The organism is Enterobacter quasimori, assembly GCF_018597345.1.
GTDB classification, from domain to species: domain Bacteria; phylum Pseudomonadota; class Gammaproteobacteria; order Enterobacterales; family Enterobacteriaceae; genus Enterobacter; species Enterobacter mori.
The window spans coordinates 63,587-84,860 of sequence record NZ_JAHEVU010000003.1 but is presented as its reverse complement, the minus strand read 5'-3'; the positions used below and the strand labels follow the sequence as shown (position 1 = coordinate 84,860).

Annotated in this window: 18 protein-coding genes; 11 read left to right on the top strand and 7 right to left on the bottom strand. The window is 56.3% G+C overall.

Annotated elements, in window-relative coordinates:
• Nucleotides 1-36: 36 nt before the first annotated feature.
• The 5 genes from rpoN to npr all read left to right on the top strand — a co-directional run bounded on the left by rpoN (nt 37) and on the right by npr (nt 3,523).
• Nucleotides 37-1,470, top strand: a complete 1,434-nt coding sequence (gene rpoN, locus KK102_RS12495; RefSeq protein WP_126545329.1) for an RNA polymerase factor sigma-54 — start codon at nt 37-39, stop codon at nt 1,468-1,470.
• Nucleotides 1,471-1,492: 22 nt separating this feature from the next.
• Nucleotides 1,493-1,780 (top strand): ribosome hibernation promoting factor, encoded by a 288-nt coding sequence (gene hpf, locus KK102_RS12490; protein WP_010436063.1) that lies wholly within the window; start codon nt 1,493-1,495, stop codon nt 1,778-1,780.
• 82 nt (nt 1,781-1,862) lie between these two features.
• Complete coding sequence (gene ptsN, locus KK102_RS12485) at nt 1,863-2,354, top strand: PTS IIA-like nitrogen regulatory protein PtsN (RefSeq protein WP_010436064.1); 492 nt, start codon at nt 1,863-1,865, stop codon at nt 2,352-2,354.
• A 45-nt stretch (nt 2,355-2,399) separates the two neighbouring features.
• Nucleotides 2,400-3,254, top strand: coding sequence for an RNase adapter RapZ (gene rapZ, locus KK102_RS12480; protein WP_010436066.1), 855 nt, complete (start codon nt 2,400-2,402; stop codon nt 3,252-3,254).
• Nucleotides 3,251-3,523, top strand: a complete 273-nt coding sequence (gene npr / locus KK102_RS12475) for a PTS phosphocarrier protein NPr (protein WP_003861872.1) — start codon at nt 3,251-3,253, stop codon at nt 3,521-3,523. The genes rapZ and npr overlap by 4 nt, the downstream gene beginning before the upstream one ends.
• Before the next feature lie 39 nt (nt 3,524-3,562).
• Here npr and mtgA read toward each other — a convergent pair whose 3' ends face one another.
• From mtgA to lptF, 5 genes are all read right to left on the bottom strand, one after another.
• Nucleotides 3,563-4,288, bottom strand: a complete 726-nt coding sequence (gene mtgA / locus KK102_RS12470; RefSeq protein WP_216357712.1) for a monofunctional biosynthetic peptidoglycan transglycosylase — start codon at nt 4,286-4,288, stop codon at nt 3,563-3,565.
• The gene (elbB, locus tag KK102_RS12465) at nt 4,285-4,938 is read right to left on the bottom strand and encodes an isoprenoid biosynthesis glyoxalase ElbB (protein ID WP_216357711.1); all 654 of its coding nucleotides are present in this window, start codon (nt 4,936-4,938) and stop codon (nt 4,285-4,287) included. The genes mtgA and elbB overlap by 4 nt, the downstream gene beginning before the upstream one ends.
• A gap of 232 nt (nt 4,939-5,170) precedes the next feature.
• Nucleotides 5,171-7,504, bottom strand: a complete 2,334-nt coding sequence (gene arcB, locus KK102_RS12460) for an aerobic respiration two-component sensor histidine kinase ArcB (protein WP_216357710.1) — start codon at nt 7,502-7,504, stop codon at nt 5,171-5,173.
• Between the two features lie 135 nt (nt 7,505-7,639).
• On the bottom strand, nt 7,640-8,722 hold the full coding sequence (gene lptG / locus KK102_RS12455) for an LPS export ABC transporter permease LptG (protein WP_126545333.1): 1,083 nt from the start codon (nt 8,720-8,722) through the stop codon (nt 7,640-7,642).
• The gene (gene lptF, locus KK102_RS12450) at nt 8,722-9,822 is read right to left on the bottom strand and encodes an LPS export ABC transporter permease LptF (RefSeq protein WP_126545334.1); all 1,101 of its coding nucleotides are present in this window, start codon (nt 9,820-9,822) and stop codon (nt 8,722-8,724) included. Before lptF ends, lptG begins: the two co-directional genes overlap by 1 nt.
• A gap of 265 nt (nt 9,823-10,087) precedes the next feature.
• Here lptF and pepA point away from each other — a divergent pair, with 265 nt between their 5' ends.
• The 5 genes from pepA to ahr all read left to right on the top strand — a co-directional run bounded on the left by pepA (nt 10,088) and on the right by ahr (nt 16,746).
• A complete protein-coding gene (gene pepA / locus KK102_RS12445; RefSeq protein WP_010436084.1) occupies nt 10,088-11,599 on the top strand; it encodes a leucyl aminopeptidase in 1,512 nt (503 codons plus the stop codon).
• Nucleotides 11,600-11,717: 118 nt separating this feature from the next.
• Nucleotides 11,718-12,161 carry a DNA polymerase III subunit chi gene (holC, locus tag KK102_RS12440; RefSeq protein ID WP_010436086.1) on the top strand — a complete coding sequence of 148 codons (444 nt, stop codon included), beginning with the start codon at nt 11,718-11,720 and terminating at the stop codon, nt 12,159-12,161.
• Entirely contained in the window at nt 12,161-15,016 is a 2,856-nt protein-coding gene (locus KK102_RS12435) for a valine--tRNA ligase (protein WP_126545335.1), read from the top strand. The genes holC and KK102_RS12435 overlap by 1 nt, the downstream gene beginning before the upstream one ends.
• A gap of 123 nt (nt 15,017-15,139) precedes the next feature.
• On the top strand, nt 15,140-15,643 hold the full coding sequence (locus KK102_RS12430) for a GNAT family N-acetyltransferase (RefSeq protein WP_216357709.1): 504 nt from the start codon (nt 15,140-15,142) through the stop codon (nt 15,641-15,643).
• An 83-nt stretch (nt 15,644-15,726) separates the two neighbouring features.
• Entirely contained in the window at nt 15,727-16,746 is a 1,020-nt protein-coding gene (gene ahr / locus KK102_RS12425; RefSeq protein ID WP_126545337.1) for an NADPH-dependent aldehyde reductase Ahr, read from the top strand.
• Between the two features lie 43 nt (nt 16,747-16,789).
• Here the strand turns inward: ahr and KK102_RS12420 are convergent, their stop codons facing one another.
• Entirely contained in the window at nt 16,790-18,430 is a 1,641-nt protein-coding gene (locus KK102_RS12420) for a dihydroxyacetone kinase subunit DhaK (protein ID WP_216357708.1), read from the bottom strand.
• Between the two features lie 137 nt (nt 18,431-18,567).
• On the opposite strand from KK102_RS12420, the gene KK102_RS12415 reads away from it, so the two are divergent.
• Nucleotides 18,568-20,070: a helicase HerA-like C-terminal domain-containing protein gene (locus tag KK102_RS12415; RefSeq protein WP_109492456.1), complete on the top strand. Its 1,503-nt coding sequence runs from the start codon at nt 18,568-18,570 to the stop codon at nt 20,068-20,070.
• Here the strand turns inward: KK102_RS12415 and mnmL are convergent.
• Nucleotides 20,050-20,991, bottom strand: coding sequence for a tRNA modification radical SAM protein MnmL/YtqA (mnmL, locus tag KK102_RS12410; protein WP_216357965.1), 942 nt, complete (start codon nt 20,989-20,991; stop codon nt 20,050-20,052). The two genes, KK102_RS12415 and mnmL, sit on opposite strands and share 21 nt — an antisense overlap.
• Nucleotides 20,992-21,274: the final 283 nt, after the last annotated feature.

Genomic DNA, 21,274 nt, shown 5'->3' with positions numbered 1-21,274 from the left:
TAACGTAACGCCGAACCGGAGAAAAATGCTCTGAACATGAAGCAAGGTTTGCAATTAAGGCTCAGCCAACAACTGGCGATGACGCCGCAGCTACAGCAGGCGATCCGTCTGTTGCAGCTGTCCACGTTAGAACTCCAGCAGGAGCTCCAGCAGGCGCTGGACAGTAATCCGCTGCTGGAGCAAACCGATCTTCATGACGAGGTAGAAACCCAGCAAACGCAGGACACTGAAACGCTCGACACCGCTGATGCGCTCGAACAAAAAGAGATGCCGGACGAGCTGCCGCTGGATGCCAGCTGGGATGAAATCTACACCGCTGGAACCCCTTCCGGCACGCGTGCAGACTACCAGGACGACGAGCTACCGGTTTATCAGGGCGAAACCACCCAGTCGCTGCAGGATTACCTGATGTGGCAGGTGGAGCTAACCCCCTTCTCCGATACCGACCGCGCCATTGCGACCTCGATTGTCGATGCCGTTGACGATACGGGTTATTTAACCGTAACCCTGGACGACATCCTGGAAAGTATCGGCGACGACGAGATCGAACTCGAAGAGATCGAAGCGGTTCTGAAGCGCATTCAGCGTTTCGACCCAATCGGTGTGGCCGCGAAAGATCTCCGCGATTGCCTGCTGATCCAACTGTCGCAGTTCGCCAAAGAGACGCCGTGGATTGAAGAAGCCCGCGTAATCATCAGCGATCATCTGGATCTGCTGGCGAATCACGATTTCCGCACCCTGATGCGCGTCACGCGTCTGAAGGAAGAGGTGCTGAAAGAGGCGGTGAATCTGATCCAGTCTCTCGATCCGCGTCCCGGCCAGTCGATCCAGACCAGCGAGCCGGAATATGTCATTCCGGATGTGTTAGTCAGAAAACACAACGGTCGCTGGGTGGTCGAGCTGAACTCAGACAGCATTCCTCGCCTGCAAATCAACCAGCAGTACGCCTCCATGTGCACCAGCGCGCGCAATGACTCCGATAATCAATATATTCGTAGCAATTTGCAGGAAGCACGCTGGCTGATCAAAAGTCTGGAGAGTCGAAATGACACGCTGCTGCGCGTGAGCCGCTGTATTGTTGAACAACAGCAGGCCTTTTTTGAGCAGGGCGAAGAGTTTATGAAACCGATGGTACTGGCGGACATCGCCCAGGCCGTCGAGATGCATGAATCAACCATTTCTCGCGTGACCACGCAGAAGTATCTGCACAGTCCACGCGGTATATTTGAGCTTAAGTATTTCTTCTCCAGCCATGTGAATACCGAGGGCGGCGGCGAAGCCTCGTCAACGGCCATTCGCGCACTGGTGAAGAAGTTGATCGCCGCGGAGAACCCCGCGAAGCCACTGAGTGACAGTAAGTTAACCACCATGCTGTCCGACCAGGGTATTATGGTGGCACGTCGTACTGTTGCGAAGTATCGAGAGTCTTTATCCATTCCGCCGTCTAACCAGCGTAAACAACTGGTTTGACACAACCGATAAGGAAGACACTATGCAGCTCAACATCACAGGACACAACGTCGAGATTACTGAGGCTTTACGCGAGTTTCTGAACACGAAGTTCGCCAAGCTCGAACAGTATTTCGAAAGGATCAATCAGGTCTATATTGTGTTGAAAGTGGAGAAAGTGACTCATATCTCGGATGCAACCCTGCACGTTAACGGGGGGGAACTCCATGCCAGTGCGGAAGGGCAAGACATGTACGCGGCTATCGACGGCTTGATTGATAAGCTTGCGCGACAGCTCAATAAACATAAAGATAAACTGAAACAACACTAATTGTCCGGGCAGTTAACGGGTGCAGGACGGCCTGTTGTGCGACACAACAGGCCATTTGTACAGTTAGCGCTTAGGTGAAATTATGATGAACAACGATTCGGCTCTTCAACTGAGCAATGTCCTTAACCAGGAATGTACCCGCAGTGGCGTTCACTGCCAGAGCAAAAAACGTGCGCTGGAGATCATCAGTGAACTGGCCGCAAAACAGCTGGGCCTGCCGCCACAGGTGGTGTTCGAAGCTATCCTGACCCGTGAAAAAATGGGCAGTACCGGCATCGGTAACGGCATCGCGATCCCGCATGGCAAACTCGAAGAAGACACCTTGCGTGCCGTCGGCGTGTTTGTGCAGCTTGAAACACCGATCGCCTTTGATGCCATTGATAACCAGCCCGTCGATCTCCTCTTCGCGCTGCTGGTGCCGGCAGACCAGACAAAGACCCATCTGCATACGCTGTCGCTGGTCGCTAAACGCCTGGCCGATAAAACCATTTGCCGTCGACTGCGTTCAGCGCAAAGTGATGAAGAGCTCTTCCAGATTATCACTGAAGCAGAAGGCAATCAGGATGACGCGTAACCGGGAGATGGCCTTCACATCTGTTGTCCTGAGGAGAAACGGAACATGGTGCTGATGATCGTCAGCGGTCGCTCGGGGTCGGGGAAATCCGTCGCCCTGCGCGCGCTGGAAGATATGGGTTTTTACTGCGTAGATAACCTGCCGGTGGTGCTGTTGCCCGATCTGGCGCGGACGCTTGCGGACAGACAAATTTCTGCCGCCGTCAGTATTGATGTCCGTAACATGCCAGAATCACCTGAAGTCTTTGAGCAGGCCATGAGCAATCTGCCAGAGTGCTTCTCGCCTCAGCTTTTGTTCCTTGATGCCGATCGTAACACCCTGATCCGTCGCTACAGCGATACCCGTCGTTTACACCCGCTTTCCAGCAAAAACCTTTCGCTGGAAAGTGCCATCGACGAAGAGAGCGATCTGCTGGAGCCGCTGCGCTCCCGGGCCGACCTGATTGTCGACACCTCCGAAATGTCCGTGCACGAACTGGCGGAAATGCTGCGAACCCGTCTGCTGGGTAAACGCGAGCGTGAATTGACGATGGTGTTTGAATCCTTTGGCTTTAAGCACGGTATTCCTATCGATGCGGATTATGTTTTCGACGTGCGCTTCCTGCCGAATCCGCACTGGGATCCCAAACTGCGTCCAATGACCGGTCTGGATAAGCCCGTGGCGGCCTTCCTCGACAGACACACAGAAGTTCACAATTTTATCTACCAGACGCGAAGCTACCTTGAGCTATGGTTACCTATGCTGGAGACAAACAATCGTAGCTATCTGACGGTTGCGATTGGCTGTACCGGCGGTAAACATCGTTCGGTTTATATCGCCGAACAGCTGGCCGACTACTTCCGCTCACGCGGAAAGAACGTTCAGTCCCGTCATCGCACGCTGGAAAAACGTAAAACATGACCGTAAAACAAACCGTTGAGATCACCAACAAGCTGGGCATGCATGCACGCCCGGCAATGAAATTGTTTGAACTGATGCAGGGCTTCGATGCAGAAGTTCTGCTGCGCAATGACGAAGGCACTGAAGCGGAAGCGAATAGCGTCATTGCGCTGCTGATGCTGGACTCAGCGAAAGGTCGCCAGATTGAAGTCGAGGCCACCGGCCCTCAGGAAGAGGAAGCGCTGGCGGCGGTGATTGCGCTGTTCAACGCTGGGTTTGACGAAGACTGATCCCTGCCTCGCTGGCGGGTGGCGCTGCGCTTACCCGCCCTACATAAGATTATTTCGCTGCATAAACCCTTCCCCACCTAGCTGGCGCATCTGGCGCATGATCCACGCCTGACGGCTTCGCACGTACCCTGACGGCGCACTCGCTTTAAAACGGATGGGATTCGGTAAAACAGCGGCCAATAGCGCCGCTTCTGACATACTCAGTCGGCTGGCTGGCTTATTGAAATAACGCTGCGCTGCAGCTTCCACGCCGAATATGCCGTCGCCAAATTCCGCGACGTTGAGATAGACGGTCAGAATGCGCTTTTTGCTCCAGACCGTTTCCATCCCCAGGGTTAACCCCGCTTCCAGCCCTTTTCGCACCCAGCTTCGACCATCCCACAAAAACAGGTTTTTAGCCGTCTGCTGCGACAGCGTCGACGCGCCGCGCACCCGGTTTTCGTGACGCTCGTTGTGGGCGAGCGCCTTCTCGATGGCCGCCATGTCAAAACCCCAGTGCTCCGGGAATTTCTGATCTTCTGCCGCAATCACGGCCAGCCCCATGAACGGTGAGATCTCATCCATGCTTACCCAGTCCGAATGGGCGACATAGCCGAAATCACCTGTCAACCACGCGCTGAGCTGGCGCTCAACCATCACGGCGGAAAAGGGTACCGGCAGAACGCTGAATAAGGCGATCCCGCCGCCCCAGAAGACGGTCAGTACAAGCACAACGCGTAACAGTGTACGTTTTATCCACGTACCCGCAGCAAATTTACGGCTCATTCCGAGAGAACCAGCACTCTGTCCACCAGCTTATCAATGCCCGTAGCAGCTTCAGCGATGGATTGCGCCAGCATATAGGCGGGCGTATTGACGATCTTGTTGTCTTCATCGACCACAATATCATCCACCGGACAAGGAACATGCTCGCCGCCCATATCTTCGACGATCTCTGCGGTATCAATATCGGTCCCGATGGTCAGGCGCAGCGGGAAGTCAAAGATCCGGGGCAGCATGGCCGGGGCAATACAGATAAAACCCAGTGGCTTGCCTGCTGCATGCAGCGCCAGGGCAAGCCGTTTTAAATCGGGATCGACATGGCACTCAGCCCCTTCCGAAGCAAAAGTGCTGAGATTTTTAGCTGCGCCAAAGCCACCCGGCACGATCAACGCATCCAGCGTTGAGGCATCAGCCTGCGACAGGGGTTGGACAGCGCCCCGGGCGATACGCGCGGCTTCAATCAGGACGTTACGCGTTTCCGCCATCGGCTCGCCGGTAAGATGGTTGATTACATCCGCCTGGCTTTTATCCGGCGCGAAGCAGATCGCTTCAGCGCCCTGACGAGATAATGCCAGCAGCGTTAATACGGCTTCATGTATCTCTGAACCGTCGTAAACACCACAACCGCTCAGCACGACACCAATCTTTTTCATTATGACGTTCCTTCTTTGCAACATGCTGAAGCACATTAAAAATTCTGATTAAACCGCTATGCTTCACACATTTCACTGATTCATGTAACAAACCATTTAAGATTTGCTATCTTATCTGCGTGCGGCCTAAATTTTTCAGGCAGCGCCCTTTCGAAAATAACGTTTAAAAACAGGCGCAGCCACGATTTCCCTGGTGTTGGCGCAGTATTCGCGCACCCCGGTTAAGCCGGGGTCATTTTTTTCTGGCATCCACCCAGGCTTTCAGTACCGCCACATCGTTTTGCCACTCTTGTTTCATCTCTTCAACCCATTCACCCACATTATCTTCCCACGCAGGTAAATCAGGCGATTGAATCTGTTGACCCAGCTGCTGCAGATGGCGTAACCCCACCGAGCCGGCTGCACCTTTGATTTTGTGCCCCTCTTCAACGATACCTTTCCGATCGCGCGCCGTCAGGTTGGACTCAAGCACGCTCAGGTAGCCCGGCATCATTTTTTCGAATACCGCCAGACCATCGGTAATCAGTTTTGGCCCCACCAGATCGATATACTGCTCCAGCATCGCGGTATCGAGTAGTGTGTGTGCTTTCGCGCTATCAACAGACGTCATGGTGCTCTCCTCTTCATCACGGGTATCCCAAAACTTCTTGATCATGGCGGTCAGGGCGGGCACCGCCAGCGGCTTGCTGAGCACGTCATCCATACCGGCATCGAGGTACTCTTTTTTGTCTTTCAGTACGTTCGCCGTCAGCGCCACCAGCGGCGGCAGCTCATCGGCAGCATATTTGCGCGTAAGCTCGCGGGAGATATCCAGCCCGGTCATGTCCGGAAGCTGAATATCCAGCAGGACCAGGTCATACTCGCCAGGCGTAAACATCTCCAGCGCCGCTTTACCGGTCATCGCCACGTCCACGCTGTTACCGAGTTTTTCCAGCACGGAACGCGCCACAATCACGTTCAGTTCGATGTCCTCCACCAGCAGCACATGCAGTGCGGGCAGCGGCATATCGTCATTCTCAAAGGTATCTTCCACCTCTTCTGCCACCGCGGGCGCATGCACCGTCAGGGTAAAGGTTGAACCTTTGCCCGGATGGCTGGCAACCGTGATATCACCGCCCATGCTTTTCGCCAGACGTTTCGACACCGCCAGACCAATACCGGTTCCGGTCGCGGGTTTACCGCCGTGACTGTCTTTTACCTGGTAGTACATGGCAAAGATCTTATCCTGCTCTTCCTGCGGGATACCGATCCCCGAATCTTCAACGTCGAAATGCAGCATATCCCCTTCGTCATAGCGAATACGCACCGCAACCCGCCCCTTCTGGGTAAACTTCACGGCGTTGCTGATCAAGTTCCACAGGATCTGGCGCAGGCGCGTGCCGTCCGTCACCACTTTATGCGGCAGCGGCAGGGTGGGCTCCATCACAAAGCTCAGCCCTTTTTGCTGGGCCTGCAGGCCGGAGAGGTTCTCCAGATCGGCCAGGAAACCGGTGAAATCCACCGGCTGGTTATCGAGCTGCACCTTACGGCGCTCCATTTTATCCATGTCGATAATATCGTTAAAGATATTGCCCAGCGTGACCGCCGAGACATGGATCGTTTTGAGGTATTTTTCCTGCTCGCTGGTCAGGTCGGTGTCGAGCAGAATACGGCTCAGCCCAACGATGCCGTTCAGCGGCGTACGCAGCTCGTGGCTGATGGTGGAAATGAAGGTGGTCTTGTCGCGGCTGGCGCGTTCCAGCGCATCCTGATAGCGCTTACGCTCGGTGATATCGCGGCCAAAGCCCATCAGACCGTGACGTTTCCCCACGCGGTCGTAATAGGGCACTTTGCGGATCTCAAAGCAGGCTTTACGACCGTCGGGATAATCCAGCCACTGTTCATAGGTGAGCGATACGTTGTGGCGGAAGACTTTTTCATCCGTCTCCATCACTTTGGCAGCCGCTTCTTCGGAATAGACATCCTGCGGTTTGAGGTTAACCAGCTGTTTTTCACTTTTGCCGGTCAGCAGCTCCATTGCGCGGTTACAGCCGGAGAATTCTTTATCTTCGTTACGATAGAAAACCAGATCCGGCGAGGCATCCAGGAAAGAACGCAGGAAAGAGGATTGTTGTTCGAGCTGGATCTGCGTCACTTCGCGCTCTTTCATCTCGATTTTCAGCTGCTCCAGCGTAGCCTGACGTTCAGCTTCAGCCTTCTCGCGATCCGAAATTTCCTGATTCAACTGCGCAATATTATCCTTGAGCTGGACGTTAAGCTTGAGGTCGCGCTCGCGCATCTCTTCCAGCTTATCCACCAGTTTTGATAAACGCTGACGGGACTCCTCCAGTTGCTCTACCACCACCGACAGGAAATAGACCGCCCACGGCGTGATCAACAGGCCGAAGAAAATAGAGCGGATCACGTCAATGCTTTCAACCTGACCGTGCAGAACCATGGTCACGGCCATTTGCACGACAATCGCCAGAACGACCAGCGCCAGCGCAAGCAGCAAGGAGAAACGCACCAGCCCGAGCTTCATCATCAGGTCGACGTAATACTGGGCCAGCATTCGAATTTGCTTCATAGGGGATCCCTTCACGACGTTATCGCTCAATAATACTCAAATTCGCGGCGAGGCGTTGAAGGTTGTGAGAAAAAGTGCGGGGTGAAACAGGAGATTAGCCTCGCTTCCGGCAAACCGGAAGCGAGGAGAGACAGGTCAGGAACGTTTTAGCAGCAGCCAGAGGCTGATCAGGAAGAAGCTGGCGCTTGGCAGCAGCGCGCCGATAATCGGCGGGATACCGTAAACCAGCGTCAAAGGACCGAAGATCTGGTCGAGGACGTAGAACACAAAGCCGAAGCTGATACCGGTCACGACGCGCACGCCCATCGGCACGCTACGCAACGGACCGAAGATAAACGACAGCGCCATCAGCATCATTACCGCGACAGACATCGGCTGGAAAATTTTGCTCCACATATTGAGCTGATAACGCCCGGCGTCTTGTCCACTCGACTTCAGATACTTCACGTAGTTGTGCAGGCCGCTGATAGAGAGCGCATCAGGGTCCAGCGCAACCACGCCCAGCTTGTCCGGCGTCAGGTTGGTCTTCCAGGTACCGGAAACCGTCTGCGTCCCGGTGATCTGTTTCGGATCTTTCAGGTCAGACTCATCCACCTGAGAGAGACGCCACTGCTTGTGTTCAGCATCAAATTTTGCAGAGGAGGCGTGACGCACTGACTTCAAACGGCGTTCATCGTTAAAGGTGTAAATACTCACACCGCCCAGTTCGTCATCACCTTTCACGCGCTCGATATAGACGAAACTATTACCGTCTTTCGCCCACAGGCCTTGCTGCGTTGAGAGCAGTGAGCCACCGTACATGGCCTGAGCACGGTAGTTACGCGCCATCTGTTCGCCCTGCGGCGCCACCCACTCGCCAATCGCCATGGTCAACAGCACCAGTGGGATTGCGGTTTTCATGACGGACAGCGCAACCTGCATACGGGTAAAGCCGGAAGCCTGCATCACCACCAGTTCGCTACGCTGCGCCAGCATCCCCAGCCCCAGCAGCGCGCCGAGCAGGGCCGCCATCGGGAAGAAGATTTGCACGTCTTTTGGCACGCTGAGCAGGGTATACATCCCCGCGCCCAGCGCATCGTAGCTCCCCTGCCCGGCTTTTTTCAGCTGATCGACAAACTTAATAATGCCGGAGAGCGACACCAGCATGAACAGGGTCATCATGATGGTGGTAAAAATCGTTTTACCGATATAGCGGTCAAGAACGCCAAATGCCTGCATTAGATGGCTCCTTTACGCGTAAACCGGGCACGGATTCGACGCATTGGCACCGTATCCCACAAGTTGAGGCCCACCGCCAGCAGCAGATACAGACCATTCACTACCCAGGTCCAGACAACCGGGTCAATTTTCCCTTTGCCGCCGTTGGACTTAATTGACGTCTGGAGCAGGAAGAACACCAGATACAGCAGCATGGCCGGAAGCATCGACAGCACGCGTCCCTGACGCGGGTTCACCACGCTCAGCGGAACAACCATCAATGCCATCATAAAGACGGTGAATACCAGCGTGATGCGCCAGTGCAGTTCAGCACGCGCACGATCGGTATCGGTGTTGATCAGGGTACGCATGTCCATCTGTTCGGTGTCAGTTGGATCGAGCGCGACGGCCTGATGACCAATAATCGCCTGGTAGTTCTGGAAATCGGTGATACGGAAATCGCGCAGCATCGCGGTGCCTTCAAAGCGCGTCCCTTTGTTCAGCGTCACAACCTGGGAACCATCTTTACGCTGTGCCAGTTGACCAGAATCGGCGACCACCACGGAAGGACGGGCGTTACCTTTGGTACGCAACTGAGCAAGAAACACATCGTTAAAGCGGCTGCCGTCAACGCTTTCGATAAAGAGAACGGAGTTACCGTCGGTGGCCTGCTGGAACTGGCCCTGGGCCAGCGCGGCCAACCCCGGGTTAGCTTTTGCTTCTGCCAGCACTTCGTCCTGGTGACGGGAAGAGGTGGGGCCAGCCCACATCACATTAACGGCAGCGACGATCCCCGTGAATAACGCCAGCACCATGGCGGCTTTCACCAGCACGGCTTTGCTTAAGCCGCAGGCGTGCATCACCGTGATTTCACTTTCGGTATACAGCTTACCGAGCGTCATCAGCAAACCGAGGAAAAGGCTTAACGGCAGAATGAGCTGCGCCATTTCGGGCACGCCTAATCCGAGCAGAGAAAGCACCAGATTTGTTGGGATTTCACCGTCTACCGCCGCGCCGAGGATCTTAACCAGCTTCTGACAGAAAAAGATCAGAAGTAGGATAAAGAGGATCGCCAGCTGGCTCTTCAGCGTCTCCCGCACCAGATATCTTATGATTATCACTTTAAATACGCCCGTTAAAACTCGTCTTTTGCAGGAATTTAGCTTGTTTCATGGCTTAAACGTCATTTATTCTCTTGAGTCGTCGAAATCATCGCTAAGATTAAAAAACCCGGCGGATTCGCGCTTCAGAACATTTAATGACGTGCCGAAACCGTAGTAACGTAAGATTAACACGAAGTCACCACAACCGCGGACATGAGTTACGAAAGGTTTCAATTCTATCCGTAGCTGCCGCCGTTGTCTTTAAGATTCAGGAGCGTAGTGCATGGAGTTCAGTGTAAAAAGCGGTAGCCCGGAGAAACAGCGGAGTGCCTGCATCGTTGTGGGCGTGTTTGAACCGCGCCGACTCTCCCCGATCGCCGAACAACTCGATAAAATCAGCGACGGCTACATCAGCGCCCTGCTGCGCCGTGGCGAACTGGAAGGTAAACCTGGGCAGACGCTGTTACTGCACCATGTTCCGAACGTCCTGTCCGAACGCATTCTGCTGATTGGCTGCGGCAAAGAGCGTGAGCTGGATGAGCGCCAGTATAAGCAGGTGATTCAGAAAACGATTAATACCCTGAATGATACCGGCTCAATGGAAGCCGTCTGCTTCCTGACCGAACTGCACGTCAAAGGCCGTAACACCTACTGGAAAGTACGCCAGGCCGTCGAAACCGCAAAAGAGAGCCTGTATAGCTTCGACCAGCTCAAGACCAACAAAAGCGAGCCGCGTCGCCCGCTGCGTAAAATGGTCTTCAACGTGCCAACCCGTCGCGAACTGACCAGCGGCGAGCGCGCCATTCAGCACGGTCTGGCGATTGCCGCCGGTATTAAAGCCGCAAAAGATCTCGGCAACATGCCGCCAAACATCTGTAACGCCGCGTACCTGGCCTCTCAGGCGCGTCAGCTGGCGGACTCCTACAGCAAGAATGTCATTACTCGCGTCATCGGCGAACAGCAGATGAAAGAGCTGGGGATGCACTCTTATCTGGCGGTCGGCAACGGCTCGCAGAACGAATCCCTGATGTCGGTCATTGAGTACAAGGGCAACCCGTCCGAAGACGCGCGCCCGATCGTGCTGGTCGGTAAAGGCCTGACCTTCGACTCTGGCGGTATCTCCATCAAGCCTGCCGAAGGCATGGACGAGATGAAGTACGACATGTGCGGCGCGGCGGCGGTGTACGGCGTCATGCGCATGGTCGCAGAGCTTCAGCTGCCGATTAACGTCATCGGCGTGCTGGCGGGCTGTGAAAACATGCCTGGCGGCCGCGCATACCGTCCGGGTGACGTGCTGACCACCATGTCCGGCCAGACTGTTGAAGTGCTGAATACCGACGCCGAAGGCCGTCTGGTGCTGTGCGACGTGCTGACCTACGTTGAGCGCTTCGAACCTGAAGCGGTAATCGACGTGGCAACGCTGACCGGCGCCTGCGTGATCGCGCTGGGCCACCACATCACGGGACTGATGTCGAACCATAACCCGCTGGCACACGAGCTTATAGGCGCGTCCGAACAGGCCGGTGACCGCGCGTGGCGTCTGCCGCTGGGCGATGAGTTCCAGGAGCAGCTGGAGTCCAACTTTGCGGATATGGCGAACATTGGCGGTCGTCCTGGCGGTGCGATCACCGCGGGCTGCTTCCTGGCGCGCTTCACCCGCAAGTACAACTGGGCGCACCTGGATATCGCGGGCACCGCGTGGCGCTCCGGTAAAGCCAAAGGCGCAACCGGTCGTCCGGTCGCGCTGCTGTCGCAGTTCCTGCTTAATCGTGCGGGTTTTAACGGCGACGAGTGATGAAAAACGCCGGGTGGCGGCTTCGCCTTACCCGGCCTGGAGCGTCACTCAACCGTAGGCCGGGTAAGCGTAGCGCCACCCGGCTTTGCATTTAAATCCACGACAAGAAGCCCCATATATGAAGAATGCAACGTTCTACCTTCTGGACAACGACACCCATCAGGATGGCCTCAGCGCCGTCGAACAGCTGGTGTGTGACATTGCCGCAGAACGTTGGCGCGCAGGTAAACGCGTGTTGATTGCCTGTGAAGATGAGCAGCAGGCGATTCGCCTTGATGAAGCGCTGTGGGCCCGCCCGCCGGAAAGCTTTGTGCCGCACAACCTGTCGGGCGAAGGCCCGCGCGGCGGTGCGCCGGTAGAAATTGCCTGGCCGCAGAAGCGCAACAGCAGCGCGCGCGATATTCTCATCAGCCTGCGGGTAGACTTTGCAGATTTTGCCACCGCTTTCACAGAAGTGGTAGACTTTGTCCCTTACGAAGAATCTTTGAAACAACTGGCGCGCGAACGCTATAAAGCGTACCGCCTGGCTGGTTTTAACCTGAATACGGCAACCTGGAAATAATGGAAAAGACATATAACCCACGCGATATCGAACAGCCGCTTTACGAGCACTGGGAACAGCAGGGCTATTTCAAGCCTAACGGCGACGAAAGCAAAGAGTCCTTCTGCATCATGATCCCGCCGCCGAACGTCACCGGCAGTTTGCATATGGGACATGCTTTCCAGCAGACCATCATGGACACCATGATCCGCTACCAGCGCATGCAGGGTAAAAACACCCTGTGGCAGGCGGGGACTGACCACGCGGGTATCGCGACCCAGATGGTGGTTGAGCGTAAAATTGCCGCTGAAGAAGGTAAAACCCGTCACGACTACGGCCGCGACGCGTTCATCGACAAAATCTGGCAGTGGAAGGCAGAATCCGGCGGCACCATTACCCGCCAGATGCGCCGTCTCGGCAACTCCGTGGACTGGGAGCGCGAGCGCTTCACCATGGACGAAGGCCTGTCCAACGCCGTGAAAGAAGTCTTTGTGCGCCTGTACAAAGAAGACCTGATTTACCGCGGCAAGCGCCTGGTAAACTGGGACCCGAAACTGCGCACCGCAATTTCCGATCTGGAAGTGGAAAACCGCGAGTCTAAAGGCTCCATGTGGCACATCCGCTATCCGCTGGCCGACGGCGCAAAAACCGCCGACGGTAAAGATTACCTGGTGGTCGCAACCACCCGTCCGGAAACCCTGCTGGGCGATACCGGCGTGGCCGTTAACCCGGAAGATCCACGTTATAAAGATCTGATCGGAAAATTCGTGGTGCTGCCGCTGGTAAACCGCCGTATTCCGATTGTGGGCGACGAACACGCCGACATGGAAAAAGGCACCGGCTGCGTAAAAATCACCCCTGCGCACGACTTCAACGACTATGAAGTCGGTCGTCGTCACGCCCTGCCGATGATCAACATCCTGACCTTCGACGGCGATATCCGCGAAAGCGCAGAAGTGTATGACACCAAAGGCGAAGAGTCTGACGTTTACTCCAGCGACATCCCGGCGGAGTTCCAGAAGCTGGAACGCTTTGCCGCGCGTAAAGCGATCGTTGCAGCAGTCGACGCTCTCGGCCTGCTGGAAGAAATTAAACCTCACGATCTGACCGTGCCTTACGGCGACCGTGGCGGCGTGGTTATCGAGCCGATGCTGACCGACCAGTGGTACGTGCGTGCCGACGTGCTGGCGAAACCGGCTGTTGAAGCGGTTGAGAACGGCAGCATTCAGTTCGTGCCGAAGCAGTACGAAAACATGTACTTCTCCTGGATGCGCGACATTCAGGACTGGTGTATCTCCCGCCAGCTGTGGTGGGGTCACCGTATTCCGGCGTGGTACGACAACGACGGTAACGTCTACGTTGGCCGCACCGAAGACGAAGTGCGTCAGGAAAACAACCTGAGCGCGGACGTTGCGCTGCGTCAGGACGAAGACGTGCTGGATACCTGGTTCTCCTCCGCGCTGTGGACCTTCTCCACCCTCGGCTGGCCAGAAAACACCGACGCGCTGCGTCAGTTCCACCCAACCAGCGTAATGGTGTCCGGCTTCGACATTATCTTCTTCTGGATTGCCCGCATGATCATGATGACCATGCACTTCATCAAAGACGAAGACGGCAAGCCGCAGGTTCCGTTCCATACCGTCTACATGACCGGTCTGATCCGCGACGACGAAGGCCAGAAGATGTCCAAGTCCAAGGGTAACGTCATCGACCCGCTGGATATGGTTGACGGTATCTCTCTGGAAGACCTTCTGGAAAAACGTACCGGCAACATGATGCAGCCGCAGCTGGCGGAGAAAATCCGCAAGCGTACCGAGAAGCAGTTCCCGAACGGGATCGAGTCTCACGGTACCGACGCCCTGCGCTTCACCCTGGCGGCACTGGCCTCGACCGGGCGTGACATCAACTGGGACATGAAGCGTCTGGAAGGTTACCGTAACTTCTGTAACAAGCTGTGGAACGCCAGCCGCTTCGTGCTGATGAACACCGAAGATCAGGACTGCGGCTTCAACGGCGGCGAAATGACCCTGTCTCTGGCGGACCGCTGGATCCTGGCGGAATTCAACCAGACGGTGAAAGCGTTCCGCGAGGCGCTGGACAGCTACCGCTTCGATATCGCGGCGGGCATCCTGTATGAATTCACCTGGAACCAGTTCTGCGACTGGTATCTGGAGCTGGCGAAGCCGGTGATGAACGGCGGTACTGAGGCGGAGCTGCGCGGCACGCGCAACACGCTGATTACCGTTCTGGAAGGTCTGCTGCGCCTGGCGCATCCGGTCATTCCATTTATCACCGAAACCATCTGGCAGCGCGTGAAGGTGATTGCAGGCATTAACGCCGATACCATCATGCTGCAGCCGTTCCCGGAATTCGATGCGGCTAAGGTTGATGAAGCGGCTTCAGCGGATACCGAGTGGCTGAAACAGGCTATCGTTGCGGTGCGTAACATTCGTGCTGAAATGAACATCGCCCCTGGCAAACCGCTGGAGCTGCTGCTGCGCGGCTGCAGCGAAGCGGCTGTTCGTCGCGTCACCGAGAACAACACCTTCCTGAAGACCATGGCGCGTCTGGAAAGCATCACCGTGCTGCCTGCGGATGACAAAGGTCCGGTTTCCGTGACCAAAATCATCGACGGCGCCGAGCTGCTGATCCCGATGGCGGGCCTGATCGACAAAGACGCCGAGCTGGCGCGTCTGGCGAAAGAAGTGGCGAAAGTCGACGTGGAAATTGGCAAAATCGAAGGCAAGCTGGCGAACGAAGGCTTTGTCGCCCGCGCGCCGGAAGCGGTCATCGCGAAAGAGCGTGAGCGTCTGGTTGCCTTCGCCGATGCGAAGACCAAGCTGATTGAGCAGCAGGCGGTTATTGCTGCCCTGTAATACTATTACCCCTTACGCTTCAGGGCGTAAGGGGTACCCTTCCTGAAAACTCCTCGCTTGCACTCCCCTTTCTGCGGTGCTATTAACAGCAGTTGTGTGTCAATTTTTGTAATGAGTAATGCTATGAGCGTGATTACCCCCGTCGCGACGACAATGCGTCGGATCGCTGAGCAGGACAACCCGGCCATTGCCGCTGTTATCCGCACGGTTTCCGCCGAATATGGGCTGACAGCCGATAAAGGCTACACCGTGGCCGATCCTAATCTCGATGAACTTTTCCATCTGTACAACCAGCCTGGCCATGCCTACTGGGTTATCGAGCAGAATGGCAAGGTCGTGGGCGGCGGCGGCGTGGCACCACTGAGCTGCAGCGAGCCGGATATTTGTGAGCTGCAGAAAATGTATTTTCTCCCGTCGGTTCGCGGACAGGGCCTGGCGAAAAAGCTGGCGCTGGTTGCCCTGGAATACGCGCGCACCCAGGGTTTCAAACGCTGTTACCTCGAAACCACCGCCTTCCTCAAAGAGGCCATCGGCCTGTATGAGCATCTCGGCTTTGAGCATATCGATGCGCCGCTGGGCTGTACCGGCCACGTTGATTGCGAAGTCAGGATGCTGAAAAGTCTGTAACTTTCGTTCCTGCCCTCTTCTGTTAAGCGGCTGTAAACTGGATGCTCTACACTCACAGTTCACACCACAACAGGGGAAACACGATGTCGAAGATAAAAAGCTACGCCGCACCGCAGGCGGGTGCAGAACTTGAGCTGTACGAGTACGATGCAGGCGTACTAAAAGCAGAAGACGTCGAAGTACAGGTTGATTACTGCGGGATCTGCCACTCGGATCTCTCGATGATCGACAACGAATGGGGCTTCTCGAGCTATCCGCTGGTTGCCGGACACGAAGTCATTGGCCGCGTCGTGGCGCTCGGTAGCGCCGCGCAGGACAAAGGGCTGAAAGTGGGCCAGCGCGTGGGCATTGGCTGGACGGCACGCAGCTGTGGCCACTGCGACGCCTGTATCAGCGGCAACCAGATCAACTGCCTCGAAGGCGCCGTACCCACCATCCTGAATAAAGGCGGTTTTGCCGACAAGCTGCGCGCCGACTGGCAATGGGTCATCCCGCTGCCGGACAGCATTGATATCGAATCCGCCGGTCCGCTGCTGTGCGGCGGTATCACCGTCTTCAAGCCGCTGCTGATGCATCATATCACCGCCACCAGCCGCGTGGGCGTCATCGGTATTGGTGGCCTTGGGCATATCGCCATCAAGCTGCTGCACGCGATGGGCTGCGAAGTGACGGCATTTAGCTCGAACCCGGCGAAAGAGAAAGAAGTGCTGGCGATGGGGGCGGATAAAGTCGTGAACAGCCGCGATCCTGAAGCGCTGAACGCGCTGGCAGGGCAGTTTGACCTGATCATCAATACCGTGAACGTCGATCTCGACTGGCAGCCGTATTTTGAAGCGCTGGCCTACGGCGGTAACTTCCACACCGTAGGTGCCGTGATGAAGCCGCTGCCGGTTCCGGCGTTTACCCTGATCGGCGGCGATCGCAGCATATCCGGTTCTGCAACCGGTACGCCGTACGAGTTGCGCAAGCTGATGAAGTTTGCCGGACGCACCAAAGTGGCCCCGACCACCGAACTGTATCCGATGTCGAAAATCAACGAAGCCATCCAGCACGTGCGTGACGGCAAAGCCCGCTACCGCGTGGTGTTGAAAGCGGATTTCTGATGTGACAGTGCCGGGTGGCGGCTTCGCCTTACCCGGCCTACTTTCACTGCTGTACCAATACGTTAAATACTTCCGCTACCGCGACCGCTCCCGGATCCATTACCCCATCCAGATTCTCTTTGTTCACATACGACGAGCGCCCCGCACCGGCTTTTGCCATCTTCGCCGTTGCCTCTGCCCCCTGCAGTGCGGCTTTCGCCGCTGCCTGAAGATCTTTTTTCTGCAAGGCTTCCAGCGCCGGCTGCAGCGCGTCGATCAGCGTGCGATCGCCAAGATCTGCGCCGCCATACTGCTTCATCTGCGCCAGTCCGCCGAGCAATGCCTCAGGTAGCGGCTGCCCGTCGTGGAGCTTTTGTCCAGCCGCCGTGAAGAAGATCGACATCAATACGCCGCTCGATCCGCCCATCACCGTTGCCAGCCGCTCGCCCACCAGCAGCAGCAGCGTCGATACGTTATCAAGCGGGAGTTTGCGCTCCTCCAGGCGCTGCGCAATATCCCGCGCGCCTTGCGCAAAGGTAGAGCCGGTATCACCGTCACCCACTTTGGCATCCAGCGCGTTCAGGCGGTTTTCGAGTTGTATCAGCGTCCTCGTTACCGAGGAGACATACTCACCCACCTGCGGATTGTCAGACGGGGTGTATTCCACGCGATCGTGAATGGCGCTATGCGCCACGGTACGCAGCGGCGCAAACGCGACGGGCTTCTGCCAGCCCAGCGTCTCGACCCCGGCGTGAATAGCCTTTTCGAAGAAATCGTTGAGCTTCAGCAGCGTCAGAGAAAAGCCTTTCATGTCCAGCGCGCTCACCAGCGGCGCAGGGCCAATCAGGTACGCGATATTCTCTTTCAGCGCCGAGTGCGCCAGCTCTTTGGTCAGCAGCGCCATCTCCAGCGCCGATACGCCGCCAAGATTGTTAATCAATACCGCAAAACGCCCCTCACCCGCCTGCGCGCGTAGCGGCGTCACCAGCGTGTCGATAATGGCTTTGCTGTTCTGCGTATCTACGACGGAAGCGCCGGGCTCGCCGTGAATGCCCAGACCCAGCTCAACGTGGCCTTGCTTAATGCGCCCCTCTTCCTCGTCGCTGCCCGGCAGGTTGCAGGTTTGCATCGCAACGCCCAGGCTCCAGAGGTTATCGCAGGCCTGTTGCGCAATCTCCCGCACCTCGCTCAACGATTTCCCCTGCTCCGCCGCATAGCCCGCAATCTTATGCACCAGTGCCGTACCGGCAATACCGCGCGGCTGCTTGTTGTCCGGCAGCGCGATATCGTCCGCCACAATCACCATCTCCACCTTCAGGCCGTAGCGTTTGGCCTTTTCCGCCGCCAGACCAAAGTTCAGGCGGTCACCGGTGTAGTTTTTGACGATCAGCAGACAGCCGCGATCGCCCGTGACCGCCACAATGGCATTCAGCACCGCATCCACGCTCGGCGAGGCAAAGAGGTCACCACATACCGCCGCCGTCAGCATCCCTTTTCCGACAAACCCGGCATGCGCCGGTTCGTGGCCGGAACCCCCACCGGAGATCACCGCTACGCGGCTTTTATCCCAGTCACCGCGCGCAACAATTCGAATGGCAGGATCAACATCAAGCTTGACGAGGTTTCCGTGCGGAGCAGAAATCAGAATGCCTTCAATAGCATCGTTAACCAGTTGTTTGCGATCATTAAAAAAGAATCTGGACATACATTCCCAAAATGTTGTGAACCGTATGCAAAAGCATAGTCCGCGCTGGATAATGCGCCGCAAAGTCAGGAATTTACTCAACCAAATTGCGGCCAGGTTGCCTATACTCCACCCAGGACAAAGAGAGGAAGCGCATCATGAGTACACCATTGTTAATTGCCCGGACGCTGGAAAAAGAGCTGTATTTACTGCCCGCGATGGCGAACCGCCACGGTCTGATCACCGGCGCGACCGGGACGGGGAAAACCGTCACCCTGCAAAAGCTGGCGGAGTCGCTTTCGGAGATTGGCGTACCGGTCTTTATGGCTGACGTGAAAGGCGATTTAACCGGTGTGGCTCAGGAAGGGACGGCCTCTGAAAAACTGCTCGAACGGCTGAAGAATATTGGCATCACGGACTGGACGCCCCACAGCAATCCGGTGGTAGTGTGGGATATCTTTGGTGAAAAAGGGCACCCGGTGCGCGCCACCGTCTCCGATCTCGGTCCTCTTCTCCTGGCGAGGCTCCTTAACCTCAACGACGTGCAGTCCGGCGTGCTGAACATTATCTTCCGTATTGCCGACGATCAGGGACTGCTGCTGCTTGATTTCAAAGATCTGCGCGCCATTACCCAGTACATCGGCGATAACGCTAAATCCTTCCAGAATCAGTACGGCAACATCAGCAGCGCCTCGGTGGGCGCCATTCAGCGTGGGCTACTGACCCTGGAGCAACAGGGTGCCGAACACTTCTTTGGCGAGCCCATGCTGGATATCAAAGACTGGATGCGCACCGACAGCAGCGGCAAAGGCATCATCAACATTCTGAGTTCGGAAAAACTCTACCAGATGCCAAAGCTCTACGCTGCCAGCCTGCTGTGGATGCTCTCCGAACTGTACGAACAGCTACCGGAAGCGGGCGATCTGGAAAAACCGAAGCTGGTCTTCTTCTTTGACGAAGCGCACCTGCTGTTTAACGATGCGCCGCAGGTATTGCTGGATAAAATTGAACAGGTCATTCGCCTGATCCGCTCCAAAGGCGTTGGCGTCTGGTTTGTGTCGCAAAACCCGTCGGATATCCCGGATAACGTGCTCGGTCAGCTCGGTAACCGCGTGCAGCACGCCCTGCGCGCCTTTACGCCAAAAGATCAGAAAGCAGTAAAAGCCGCCGCGCAAACCATGCGCGCCAATCCGGCCTTTGATACCGAAGCGGCGATTCAGGCGTTAGGCACCGGTGAAGCGCTGATCTCGTTCCTGGATGCGAAGGGCAGCCCGTCCGTGGTGGAACGCGCTATGGTGATCGCACCCTGCTCGCGCATGGGGCCGGTTACCGACGATGAACGCAACGGCCTGATTAACCACTCTCCGGTTTACGGAAAGTACGAAGACGAAGTGGACCGGGAGTCCGCGTTCGAGATGCTGCAAAAAGGGGTTCAGGCGACAACGGAATCGCAGGATGCGCCTGCCGCAAAAGGGCAGTCTGTCGCCGTGGATGACGGTATTCTCGGGGGGCTCAAAGACATCCTGTTCGGCAGCACCGGGCCGCGCGGCGGCAAGCGCGACGGCGTGGTACAAACCATGGCGAAAAGTGCCGCACGACAGGTCACCAATCAGATAGTGCGCGGCATGCTGGGAAGCCTGTTAGGCGGCCGTCGCCGGTAGACGGGGAACCCACGGGCGGCCAAGCGCCGACCCCTGTACACCGTTCTCCTGTAGATAGCGGTCGATTTCCACCATCCCCGTCCAGCGGTTCTCACACCATAGCGGTGCCAGAAGCGTTGGACGGCGGGCGCTGGCGGAGATGCGGTGGTAGACAATTTCCGGCGGCGTGTGGCGAATCATCTCCCCTGCCGTCACCGTATAGTCGTCGAGCTCAATACCGCTTAACCGCCCTGCTTCCCAGGCTTTCGCCATAATGCTTCCCGTAACGATATGCAGCGGATGCAGCTTAATGCCGTCCACGCCGGTCTCAACCACCTTTTCCAGCGTTTCGAGAGCATGCTGTTGACCCTCGCCGGGTAACCCAACAATCAGATGCGAACAGACTTTCAGCCCACGCTCACGGGCCAGCCGCGTGGTGCGCTGGTAGCAGGCGAAATCATGACCGCGATTGATGCGGTGCAGAGTTTTGTCGTGCGCGGTTTGCAAGCCCAGCTCCAGCCAGATTTCGTAGCCTTGTTCTTTGTACTCGCTGAGCAGGTCCAGCACCGCGTCCGGTACGCAGTCCGGGCGCGTCCCCACGCACAGCCCTACGATGTTAGCCTGGCTGACCGCCTGCTGATACATCGAGCGCAGCACCTGCACCTCCGCCCACGTGCTGGTGTAGGCCTGGAAATAGGCCAGATACTGCTTCGCGCGGTTCACCAGGCTCGCCTGATGGGCGAGCTGTTCCGCGATAGAGTGATGCTGCTGCGCTTCATCGGCAAACGACGCAACGTTACAGAAGGTGCAGCCGCCGCGCCCGATGGTGCCATCGCGATTCGGGCAGCTAAACCCGCCGTGCAGCGTCAGCTTATGAACCTTTTGTCCGTATCGCTGCAAAAGATCCCCACCAAACATATTGACTAATTTCTGTAACTGCATAATCTGATAGACCGTCCCGGAGAAAGGGGACAAGCCTGCCATTTTTAGCCTCTGTCGGCGATGACCTGGATCAATCGCCCTGGACGGCCTTTATCTATATGAATAAATACTCAGGATTACTGCAATTTCATTCACGCCGCATGTGATTACTTTTCCTTATGTTCTGATTGTTTTTTTCATTTATAGCGCCATCACTGAAAAACAGTGTGTTTATGCGGGTTTGCGGCCAATGCCAGATTATTGTTCTGCTATAAAACCGCTATTCAGCACGCTACATGGATAA

Coding starts and splice junctions, on each gene's coding strand:
- KK102_RS12430 (WP_216357709.1), top strand. CDS start 15,140: ATGAGCGTGATTACCCCCGTCGCGACGACAATGCGTCGGATCGCTGAG.
- hpf (WP_010436063.1), top strand. CDS start 1,493: ATGCAGCTCAACATCACAGGACACAACGTCGAGATTACTGAGGCTTTA.
- KK102_RS12420 (WP_216357708.1), bottom strand. CDS start 18,430: ATGTCCAGATTCTTTTTTAATGATCGCAAACAACTGGTTAACGATGCT.
- lptG (WP_126545333.1), bottom strand. CDS start 8,722: ATGCAGGCATTTGGCGTTCTTGACCGCTATATCGGTAAAACGATTTTT.
- elbB (WP_216357711.1), bottom strand. CDS start 4,938: ATGAAAAAGATTGGTGTCGTGCTGAGCGGTTGTGGTGTTTACGACGGT.
- pepA (WP_010436084.1), top strand. CDS start 10,088: ATGGAGTTCAGTGTAAAAAGCGGTAGCCCGGAGAAACAGCGGAGTGCC.
- ptsN (WP_010436064.1), top strand. CDS start 1,863: ATGATGAACAACGATTCGGCTCTTCAACTGAGCAATGTCCTTAACCAG.
- mtgA (WP_216357712.1), bottom strand. CDS start 4,288: ATGAGCCGTAAATTTGCTGCGGGTACGTGGATAAAACGTACACTGTTA.
- rapZ (WP_010436066.1), top strand. CDS start 2,400: ATGGTGCTGATGATCGTCAGCGGTCGCTCGGGGTCGGGGAAATCCGTC.
- KK102_RS12435 (WP_126545335.1), top strand. CDS start 12,161: ATGGAAAAGACATATAACCCACGCGATATCGAACAGCCGCTTTACGAG.
- mnmL (WP_216357965.1), bottom strand. CDS start 20,991: ATGCAGTTACAGAAATTAGTCAATATGTTTGGTGGGGATCTTTTGCAG.
- npr (WP_003861872.1), top strand. CDS start 3,251: ATGACCGTAAAACAAACCGTTGAGATCACCAACAAGCTGGGCATGCAT.
- KK102_RS12415 (WP_109492456.1), top strand. CDS start 18,568: ATGAGTACACCATTGTTAATTGCCCGGACGCTGGAAAAAGAGCTGTAT.
- holC (WP_010436086.1), top strand. CDS start 11,718: ATGAAGAATGCAACGTTCTACCTTCTGGACAACGACACCCATCAGGAT.
- ahr (WP_126545337.1), top strand. CDS start 15,727: ATGTCGAAGATAAAAAGCTACGCCGCACCGCAGGCGGGTGCAGAACTT.
- rpoN (WP_126545329.1), top strand. CDS start 37: ATGAAGCAAGGTTTGCAATTAAGGCTCAGCCAACAACTGGCGATGACG.
- arcB (WP_216357710.1), bottom strand. CDS start 7,504: ATGAAGCAAATTCGAATGCTGGCCCAGTATTACGTCGACCTGATGATG.